The 7,405-nt window shown below is 61.1% G+C and carries 6 protein-coding genes, 1 rRNA gene and 1 pseudogene; 4 read left to right on the top strand and 4 right to left on the bottom strand.

The window, feature by feature from the left end:
• Positions 1 to 96, top strand: a 5S ribosomal RNA gene (rrf, locus tag Q1Y33_RS07745); the annotation flags it as partial.
• Positions 97 to 582: 486 nt separating this feature from the next.
• Here the strand turns inward: rrf and Q1Y33_RS07740 are convergent.
• Entirely contained in the window at positions 583 to 1,278 is a 696-nt protein-coding gene (locus Q1Y33_RS07740; RefSeq protein WP_300799172.1) for a hypothetical protein, read from the bottom strand.
• Between the two features lie 105 nt (positions 1,279 to 1,383).
• Here Q1Y33_RS07740 and Q1Y33_RS09675 point away from each other — a divergent pair.
• A pseudogene (locus Q1Y33_RS09675) lies at positions 1,384 to 2,007 on the top strand (LytTR family DNA-binding domain-containing protein); the annotation flags it as partial.
• Between the two features lie 35 nt (positions 2,008 to 2,042).
• On the opposite strand, the gene Q1Y33_RS07730 reads toward Q1Y33_RS09675, so the two are convergent.
• The 3 genes from Q1Y33_RS07730 to dapF are packed head-to-tail and all read right to left on the bottom strand — an operon-like array spanning position 2,043 to position 3,933.
• Positions 2,043 to 2,900 carry an alpha/beta hydrolase gene (locus Q1Y33_RS07730; protein ID WP_300799171.1) on the bottom strand — a complete coding sequence of 286 codons (858 nt, stop codon included), beginning with the start codon at positions 2,898 to 2,900 and terminating at the stop codon, positions 2,043 to 2,045.
• A gap of 12 nt (positions 2,901 to 2,912) precedes the next feature.
• Entirely contained in the window at positions 2,913 to 3,107 is a 195-nt protein-coding gene (locus Q1Y33_RS07725; RefSeq protein WP_300799170.1) for a hypothetical protein, read from the bottom strand.
• A gap of 19 nt (positions 3,108 to 3,126) precedes the next feature.
• Entirely contained in the window at positions 3,127 to 3,933 is an 807-nt protein-coding gene (gene dapF / locus Q1Y33_RS07720) for a diaminopimelate epimerase (protein ID WP_300799169.1), read from the bottom strand.
• Positions 3,934 to 4,071: 138 nt separating this feature from the next.
• On the opposite strand from dapF, the gene Q1Y33_RS07715 reads away from it, so the two are divergent.
• Together Q1Y33_RS07715 and Q1Y33_RS07710 are read left to right on the top strand one after the other, a co-directional pair.
• Positions 4,072 to 4,821 carry a nitroreductase family protein gene (locus tag Q1Y33_RS07715; RefSeq protein ID WP_300799168.1) on the top strand — a complete coding sequence of 250 codons (750 nt, stop codon included), beginning with the start codon at positions 4,072 to 4,074 and terminating at the stop codon, positions 4,819 to 4,821.
• 13 nt (positions 4,822 to 4,834) lie between these two features.
• Positions 4,835 to 7,222 (top strand): BamA/TamA family outer membrane protein, encoded by a 2,388-nt coding sequence (locus Q1Y33_RS07710; RefSeq protein ID WP_300799167.1) that lies wholly within the window; start codon positions 4,835 to 4,837, stop codon positions 7,220 to 7,222.
• Positions 7,223 to 7,405 lie beyond the last annotated feature (183 nt).

The following is a 7,405-nucleotide window of genomic DNA, read 5'->3' as shown; positions in this document are numbered from 1 at the left end:
GAGGTTCCACCTCTTCCCATTCCGAACAGAGAAGTTAAGCTCACTAACGCCGATGGTACTGCGGTTTTCCCGTGGGAGAGTAGGTAGCCGCCTCTTCAAGGTCAGATCGAAAGGTCTGACCTTTTTTGTTGTGGTTGTGTCATATGGATGGCTTTGTGGCAATGACGGTTTGTGTCGGTTGACCTTGAAGAGGCGGCAGGCCGCCAAAGATATCGACAACCACCCCAAACCCCTCCTTGATAGGAGGGGCTTAATTGTTTATAGCAGGGAGTGTGGAAGGCAGAAGATTGCTGCCGGTCAGAACAAAGTTACGGAGCCCTCTGAACCGGCCGTCTTACGGCCGCTTGAGAGGAGGGGCTTATTGTTTACAGCTGTGTGGGGTGGAAGGCAAAAGATTGTTGCCGTGCAGAACAAAGTTAAGGTGCCATCTGAAACGACCCTCTTACGGCCGCGGTGGCCGTTGCCGAACCGGTTTGTCTCCGGCGTGTGATAATCCTGCAGAGACGGATACGCCATACGTATGCGCCTCTGCAGGTTTGTTGGGCCGGGTTGCAGTTTCCTGTCTGCGGAGTGGAATTTCGGTTAAATACGGGGTTTGAGTGCGATGCGCAGGATCAGGGTGATGCCGTAAACGATCAGCCCCCACATCGGGGCGATCAGTCCGACACGCAGGCCGCTGAACAGAATCGACGATGGCAGTTCCCTCCCGATTTCAATCCCTTCCGATCCGATGAGTTTGGCAATATCGTAAATCCCCGAGAACAGACTGATGATGCCCAGCACCAGGGCCAGAAGCCCGAACTCCTTGATCCAGCGGGGAGCTTTCCATGCGGAAAGGAGCGCGGCGACGAGGCAGAGCGTAATGAGTGTCATCCAGAGGTAGCCGCCTTCCCGGTAGAGATCGTAGAGACTCTCCGGGGGTGCTTCGTACAATGTGTGCGTCGTCGTTTCACCGGTTGCGGGATTCTGTACGGAGACCGTACCCGCTTCGACGTAGTTGTCAGGTGCCGGTTGTCCGGTGACGGTGAGACGCGTTTCCTCTTTCGTAACGATGTTTTCGTGCGAACGGGCGGCCTTTGTGATCTCTTCTTCTGCCCGGAGAGCGGGCGAAGGCAACAGCAGGAGCATCAGAACGGCCGGTGCAATAAGTCGTTTCATGGTGGCGGTTTTTGTCGGTTTGTTTGATTTTTGGATTTTCAGGCAGCTTGCAAGTCCTGTTGCAAAGATAACGGTTGCGGCTTCGGATTGCAACGTCATATCCTGCTGCGGAGGTGTCATATCCCCCTTTTCTTCGTGCCGGGTTTCGGATGACGTCGATTTTGTGTACCTTTACCGTAGAAATGACAAACGGAGGGGCGCACTCAACCCCTCCAATGCGAGTGAATGATGAGAAATCTTGCGGCTGTTGCGTACTGGGTGCTGGTCATGCTGCTGCTCTCCCTGATGCTGGTGAGCTTCGGGTATGGCTTCCTTCAGGCACTCTTCATGGCGGCTCTTCTGCTGCCGGGGATGTGTTGCGCCTCGCTGCTGCTGGAGCGCTTCTCGGTGGCGCACAGCTGCCGTCCGGTGGTAGTGGGGGCGCTGGCGTGCGGCATCGTGTTGCTGGAGTGGCTGCTGCTCTTTTTTTCCGATACGTTGGTGCGGGAGACGCCTGGCTCCGCTGGCTTCCCGGCGATCTTTCTCAATCCGCTCTTTATCCTCATGCTGCTGGCGGCCTTCGTTGCGCCCGAGCGACTGTTGTCCCGCTGGCTGCACGGGCGCCTGCCGCGTACACGGAGCCTGTCATTCATTTCCGACCGGCGGAAGGTGACGGTGGAGCTGGACCGTATCGTTTATGTCGAATCCAACGACGACGAGGTCTTCGTCCATGCGGCCGACGGCAGCGTCTATCGCACCCGGATGCGCATATCGCAGTGGGAGAACCTGCTCGACGATCGTTTTGTGCGGATACATCGTGCCTATTTGGTCCATGCCGGCCGGGTGACCGACTTTACGGGCAGCCAACTCCTGGTCGGCGGCCGCCAATTGCCCGTCTCGCGCAGCTATCGGTCGGACGTCGCTGCGCGCTTCTCCTCTTCGGGCCCCGCGTCTGCGGTGCCGGCGGTCGATGCGACGAAATCGAGCAGCGCCGCGGCCGTGGCCTCGGGCTCCTCGAGGAATCCCATGTGACCCGAATTTTCAAGCCAGGCGACACGTGCTTCGGGGTGTTCGGCCACCATCTTCTCCGCTGTCTCCACCGGGATGTAGTTGTCCTTGCGACCGAGGATGAAGAGCACCGGGACCTTCGTCGTGCGCAGCATTTCGTTGCGGTCCCTGCGGGCAATCATGCCGTTGAGCAGCGCCACGATCCCCTCGTCCTCCGTTACGAAGACCTGCTCGGTGAGGTCCTCGATCTCGTCCGCCATGCGGGTGCGGTTCTCCTCGGCGAATCCGGCGGCCGGGGCCACGCGCGAGAGCAGCTCCTTGCGCCCGGCCTGCACGAGGGCGATTTCGCGGCGGCGGTTCTCGGCCTTCTCCGGCGTGTCGGCATTGGGCGTCGAGCTCAACAGCACGAGCCCCTCCAGCAGTTCCGGATGGCGTTCGCACAGCGCCAGCGCCACGTAGCCGCCCATCGAGTGGCCGACGACCGTGCAGCGCGTGATGCCGAGGGCCTTCACCCCCGCGGCGACCGTGTCGGCCAGGAATTCCATCGTGTGGGTGTCGCCCTGCACCACGGAGATGCCGTGGCCCGGCAGGTCGAGCGTGACGACACGCACCTTTTTATATAGCAGCGGAATGAACTCCTCCCAGACGAGCAGCGATTCGAGGTAGCCGTGCAGCAGCACGACGCACCGGTCGCCCTTTTCGGAGTCGCAGACATGCAGGGCCGTGGGGCCCGCCATGATGAACTTTTCGGTCATGCGCGCTTCCGTTTATTCTTCTTCGTCATCGAGGTAGTCGAGGGCCGATTCGCGCCGCGCCGGGACGAGCAGTTCGTCGTCCTCGTCGTCGTCCAGTCTGCCGTAGAGCGTGTGGCGCTCCTTGCCGCTTTTGCGCATCGGTTCAAGGCGTTTGGCCTTGCGAAGTTCGTCCGTGTCGTGATCACGGAGCCCCTTGTGTGTTTTCATGCAGGAAAGGGTGGTTGATTTAGAAATTTTCGGTTTCGAAACTCCCCTCGAAGACGCGGCGGGCCGGGCCCTCGAGACGGATCTCCGTATAGTGCCGTGTGCCGGGGCGGTGCGTGAAACGCACGTGCAGAAGACCGCCCGGAACGGCTATTTCGTAGTTGGTTTTGTCGTGTTGCAGCGCGTGGTGCGTGACGATGGCCGCCGCCGTGGCGCCCGTGCCGCAGGCGAGCGTCTCCGCCTCGACGCCCCGTTCGTAGGTCCGCATGCGGAGCGTGCCGGGGCCCGTGACCTCGACGAAGTTGACGTTCGTCCCCTGCGGGAAGCGGGCCGTGTCGCGGCGGATGGTGCGGCCGCGTCCGGCGACGTCCGCGGCGGCGACGTCGCCGACGAACTCCACGTAGTGGGGCACCCCCGTGTTGAGCGACCACCAGCCGTCGCCCTCGTCGATGCGGGCGACGTCGATCATCGCCACCTCGACCTCGCCCGTGTGCGGGCCCGTCGTGCGGACCTGTGCCGTGTGGGGCCCGTCCGTGGCGCGGAAGCACTTGGTCGGGCCTCCGATGCCGAGGTGCTCGGCGAAGAGGGCGAAGCAGCGGGCACCGTTGCCGCACATCTCGCCTTCCGATCCGTCGGCATTGTAGTAGTGCATCGTACAGGTGCCGTCCGCAGCCTCGGAGAGCGTCATCAGCCCGTCGGCGCCGATGCCGAAGTGGCGGTTGCACAGGCGGGCGATCCGTCCGGCATCGGGGCGGAAGGCCCCGTTGCGGTTGTCGATCAGGATGAAGTCGTTGCCGGCTCCCTCGTATTTTGCAAACGGTTGCTGCACGGTCGAAAGTGATTCGATGTCACGGCAAAAATAGTAAAACTTCTAAAAGTTTTGCTAATTTTGCGTAAAATATGCATGTCCCCGGCGGTGAATTGCACTTTTGCCGCCGGACAGCCGAAACCCCAAATACGAAAGACCATGAAAGATGTGCTTTTCAAGCATCGTTCGATACGGAAATTCCGTGCCGCAGCCATTCCCGAAGAGGTGCTGCGCGAATGTCTCGAAGCTGCGACGCGCGCCTCGACGTGCGGCAACATGCAGCTCTATTCGCTCGTCGTCACGCGCGATGCGGCGCTGCGCGAGCGGCTTGCACCGTGCCATTTCAACCAGCCCATGGTGCGCGAGGCGCCCTGCGTGGTGACCGTCTGCGCCGACGTGCACCGCTTCACGATGTGGTGCGAGCAGCGCGACGCCGACCCGGCCTACGACAACTTCGGCTGGTTCCTCAATGCCGCGACCGACGCCCTGCTGGCGGCGCAGAACTTCTGCGTCGAGGCCGAGCTGCACGGGCTGGGCATCTGCTACCTCGGTACGACGATCTATACGGCGGGCGACATCTCGCGCATCCTCGAACTCCCGAAAGGGGTGATCCCCCTGACGACCATCGTCGTGGGCTATCCCGACGAGTCGCCCGCACTGACCGACCGCCTGCCGCTCGAGGCCGTGGTCCATTATGAGAAATACACCGACTACACGGCCGCCGAGATCGACGAGCTGTGGGCCGAGCGCGAGGAGTCGGAGCTGACGAAACGGCTGCTCGAGGAGAACGGGCTCGACAACCTGGCCAAGGTCTTTACCGAGCGGCGCTACGTGCGGCGCGACAACCTGGCCTTCTCCGCCTCCTATTTCGCACTGCTGAAGGAAAAGGGCTTCTTCAACCAGGAGTGATGCCGTGGTGAGGATGCGCCGCATATTCATCGCCGTGGTGCTGGCCCTTGCGGGGTCGGCGTGCAGCGTCACGCGGCATATCCCCGAGGGGCAGTACCTGCTGCAGCGGGTGAAGATCGAGCCCGACCGGTCGGCGCCGCGCGACGAGCGCATCCCGGCCTCCGATCTGGAGAAGTACGTGCGGCAGGCCCCCAACAAGCGTCTCTTCGGCACGAACTTCTACGTCTGGCTCTACGAGCAGGCCGATCCCGGGAAGGAGAACGGCTGGAACAACTGGAAGCGCCGCATCGGGCAGGAGCCCGTGCTGCTCGACATGAACCTCACGCTCAAGAGCAAACAGAACCTGAAGGTCTACATGGACTCGAAAGGCTTTTTCTCGTCGCGGGCGACCTTCGAGGTCGACACCACGTCGCGGCGGCGCCGTGCGAAGGTCACCTACCGGACGCATCAGGGCGAACCGTTCCGCATCGACTCGATCTCCTACGAGTTCCGCGACCGCTTTCTCGAGCAGATCGTCCTGCCCGACACGGTGCACCGGCTCATCCGTCCGGGCAACGTCTTCGACATCACGGTCCTTGACGCCGAACGCGAGCGCATCACGGCCTATCTTAAGGAGCGGGGCTACTACAATTTCACGGTCAACAACATCGAATATGTCGCCGATACGCTCGGGGGCGACAACCGCGTCGACCTGCGCATGATCATCCGGCAGGACCTGACGGGCTACGACGAACAGGGACGCCCCGTGCTGGACGACAATACGGTCTACCGCATCGACCGGATCAACGTCTTCCCGAACTACGACCCGACGGCCGCCCGGCTCGATTCGACCTTCTATTCGCGGCTCGACACGCTCCAGTACCGCGGGCTGAACGTTGTCTATGAAAAGGCCCCGAATGTCCGCCCGTCGATCCTCCGACAGGCCATTCCGCTCTATCCCAACTACATCTACAATGCGACGCAGGTCAACCGCACCTACAGCGACCTGATGGCGCTCGGATACTTCAAGAGCGCGCGCCTGGCCTTTGTCGAGCGGCCGCAGCCGACGGATACGGCCCGTTACATCACCTATGTCGGCAATCTGTCCGATACGGCGCAGATGCGCTATACGAAGGAGGGGCATCTCGAGTGCAACATTTTCTGCACGCCGACGCTGCGCCAGAGCTTCAAGGCCGAGCTGGAGGGCTCCACGACATCGAGCTTCTACGGATTGAAGACCACCGTCGGATACCAGAACCGCAACATCTTCCGGGGTGCCGAGGCGCTCGACATCTCCTTTACGGTCGGTTATGAATTCATGAAGGCCCCCGATGCGAAGCGCAAGCACGCCACGGAGTTCGGCGTGACGGCGGGGCTCACCTTCCCGCGCTTCCTGCTGCCGTGGCAGACGGCGCGCTACAGGTCGTTCAACCAGCCGAAAACGAAGGTCGAACTCTCGGTGAACTTCCAGGACCGCCCCTACTACAACCGCACGCTGTCGAGTGCGGGCATCACCTACATGTGGAGCAACAACCGCTATTCGACCTTCTCGCTGCGGCCGATCGACATCAACCTGATCGACGTGACGCGCCTCGATCCGAACTTCCTGCAGGTGGACGATACCGGCAGTTCGGGCATGGTCCAGAACAAATACCTCGCCGAGAGTTTCAAGACGCAGTTCGTCGGGGGGCTCTCGTTCAGCTACGGATTCAACAACCAGCGCAAGAACCTCGGCGGTAACGCGACGAACATCCGCTTCAACCTCGAAACCGCGGGCAACCTGATCGATGCCGTCGAGCACCTCTTCTGGTCGCAGCCCAAAGGGCTGGACCACTATACGATCTTCGGCATCCGCTATTCGCAGTATTTCCGTTCGGACTTGAGCGTCAGCCGCAAGGTCATGCTCGGCGACGTGACGTCGCTCGTCGGCCGCCTCTACGGCGGCGTGGCGATGGCCTACGGCAACTCGTCGGCCGTGCCGTTCGACCGCCAGTTCTATTGCGGCGGCAGCAACGGCATGCGCGGCTGGACGCCGCGCACGCTCGGTCAGGGCTCCGTGCCCGATCCGCACGACGCCTTCCCCATCCAGACGGGCGACGTGAAGCTCGAGGCCAACCTCGAACTGCGCTTCCCGATCTGGGGCATCGTCCACGGCGCCACGTTCTTCGACGTGGGCAATGTCTGGTACATCAAGCACAGTTCGAACTATTCCGACGACGCGGTCTTCTTCTTCGACAATTTCTACAAGCAGCTGGGGTTCAATACGGGCTTCGGCCTGCGCTTCGACATCAAGTTCTTCGTCCTGCGTCTCGACTGGGGCGTCCAGCTGCACAATCCCAACAACCCGGCCGGCGAGCGGTGGATCCACAACTTCAAGTGGAAAAACACGGCGCTCAACTTCGGCGTGGGCTATCCCTTCTGATTCGCTGCGGTGCCGTGCGCCGCATCGTCCGTCCGTGTCTTGGGGTAATGATGCCAAAATTGGTTGGAGATATAAAATGTAACCGACTTAATATTTGGCAGTTAGGAGGATAAAACAGAGATTAGTAGAAACCGGTTTCTACTAATCTCTGTTTTTATGTCAAAAAAACGAAAAAAACGATGT

The organism is uncultured Alistipes sp., from assembly GCF_949296715.1.
Classification (GTDB): domain Bacteria; phylum Bacteroidota; class Bacteroidia; order Bacteroidales; family Rikenellaceae; genus Alistipes.
Note: the sequence above shows the minus strand (reverse complement) of the source record. Positions and strands in the feature narration are given on the sequence as shown.

Coding starts and splice junctions, on each gene's coding strand:
- Q1Y33_RS07730 (WP_300799171.1), bottom strand. CDS start 2,900: ATGACCGAAAAGTTCATCATGGCGGGCCCCACGGCCCTGCATGTCTGC.
- Q1Y33_RS07725 (WP_300799170.1), bottom strand. CDS start 3,107: ATGAAAACACACAAGGGGCTCCGTGATCACGACACGGACGAACTTCGC.
- Q1Y33_RS07715 (WP_300799168.1), top strand. CDS start 4,072: ATGAAAGATGTGCTTTTCAAGCATCGTTCGATACGGAAATTCCGTGCC.
- Q1Y33_RS07710 (WP_300799167.1), top strand. CDS start 4,835: ATGCGCCGCATATTCATCGCCGTGGTGCTGGCCCTTGCGGGGTCGGCG.
- Q1Y33_RS07740 (WP_300799172.1), bottom strand. CDS start 1,278: ATGACACCTCCGCAGCAGGATATGACGTTGCAATCCGAAGCCGCAACC.